Genomic DNA, 1,735 nt, shown 5'->3' on the forward strand with positions numbered 1-1,735 from the left:
CGCTGAAGTCCGATCTTGGTTTCGGCCCTCGCCCGCCCCCCGTCTTGAGGGTGCGCGCTCGGGCCGGGTTTCCGTTCGCAAGAATCGTTTGCTTGGCTTTTCTCTTCTTCGCTGTTCAGTATCCGGTTTTCAAGGTTCTGCGGCGCCCCTCCCGGGGCCCCGTCGCTTTCGGTTCCACCCGAAGCGCAAGGAGATATATTACGCGTCCGTTGCCCCGCCGTCAAGAACTTTTTTCGAGATTCTCGGACTTTTTTCCCGGCGCCTTCCGGCGCCGGGGGGCCGCGGGGCCCCGCCGCCGCCCTCCCCCTCTCCCGCGGAGAAGGCAGCCCGAGCATGTTACCCGCTTCCGGCCCCGGGCGCAAGGGGGCATTTCGTTTTTTTTTCGGACAAGGGCTTCGTGCCGTCGGGCCGACGAAGTCGTGACCGCATGGTTTTACGGTTAGGACGAACGCTCGCTTATATTAGTATAGGAAGCGAATGAAAGGAGCTTGCGCCATGCCGAACCAGCCCGACCTCGATCCGACCGTCGTCATCCCTTTGCCGCAGCGCACGCTTGCCGCCCTCGATGCGCTCGAAAACGCCGGCTTCGAGACGTGGATAGTGGGCGGATACGTCCGCGACGCGCTGCTCGGGCGGCCTTCCTCCGATATCGACATCGCCACGCAGGCTCACTGGCAGGACGTGCAGCGCGTTTTCGAAGGGCAAGGCTATCGCACCCGCGAGACCGGAACCGCGCACGGCACGCTCACCGTGATCGTCGACGAACAGGCGCTGGAAGTCACCACGTACCGCAGCGACGGCGCTTATGCCGACGCGCGTCATCCGAACCAGGTATCGTTCGTGCGCACCATCGCCGAAGATCTCGCGCGCCGTGATTTCACGATGAACGCCCTAGCCTATCACCCTGCGCGCGGCCTGTTCGACCCCTACGGCGGACACGCCGATTTGGAGGCGCAGATCATCCGAGCCGTAGGCGACCCCGATCGGCGCTTCTCCGAAGACGCCCTGCGCATGCTGCGCGCCTGCCGGTTCGCCGCGGAGCTGGGCTTCGCCATCGATCCGAACACCTTCGAAGGCATGCTGGCGAACAAGGGGCTGCTGCCCCGCATCTCCACCCAGCGCATCACCCACGAGTTGCAGCGCCTGTTGCTTGGAGAGCATGCCGGACGCGCGCTCACGGCCACGGTCGACGTGCTGGCTGCCGTACTTCCTGAGCTCGTGGCCATGAAAGGCTTCGAGCAACGCACGCCGTACCATATATACGACGTGCTCGAACACACAGCGCGCGTGCTGGACGGCGTGCCGCCTTACCCGCTTGTCCGCTGGGCAGCGCTGTTCCACGACATGGGCAAGCCCGCGGCGTTCTTCACCGACGAAGACGGGACGGGGCACTTCTACGGGCACGCCGCCATAAGCGTGATGCTGGCGCGCGGCATCATGGACCGACTCGCGCTGTCGTCGGCGTTCGCCGCACAGGTGCTGACGCTGGTCGAACGCCACGACGACGTGATCGATCGCACGCCGAAAGCCGTGAAGCGCGCGCTTTCGCGCCTGGGCGGCAACGTCGAGCTGTTCGCCGCCCTGTGCGACCTTAAACGCGGGGACGCGCGCGGCCAGGCGCCTCGCTGCATCGACCGCGTGTCCGATGCCGACGAGCTGGAGCGCATCCTGTCCGAGATCCTCGCCGCCGACGAGGCGTTCTCGCTGAAGAAGCTAGCCATCGACGGTCGCGACG

1 protein-coding gene is annotated in these 1,735 nt (G+C 65.5%); it reads left to right on the top strand.

Features of this window, described 5'->3' with window-relative positions; translation table 11 throughout:
• Positions 1-495: 495 nt before the first annotated feature.
• On the top strand, positions 496-1,735 hold a 1,240-nt coding region (locus tag ACMO6A_RS07680), incomplete at its 3' end, for a CCA tRNA nucleotidyltransferase (RefSeq protein ID WP_418471029.1).

The sequence above is a fragment of the Eggerthella sp. genome, assembly GCF_048329335.1.
Taxonomy (GTDB): domain Bacteria; phylum Actinomycetota; class Coriobacteriia; order Coriobacteriales; family Eggerthellaceae; genus Eggerthella; species Eggerthella lenta.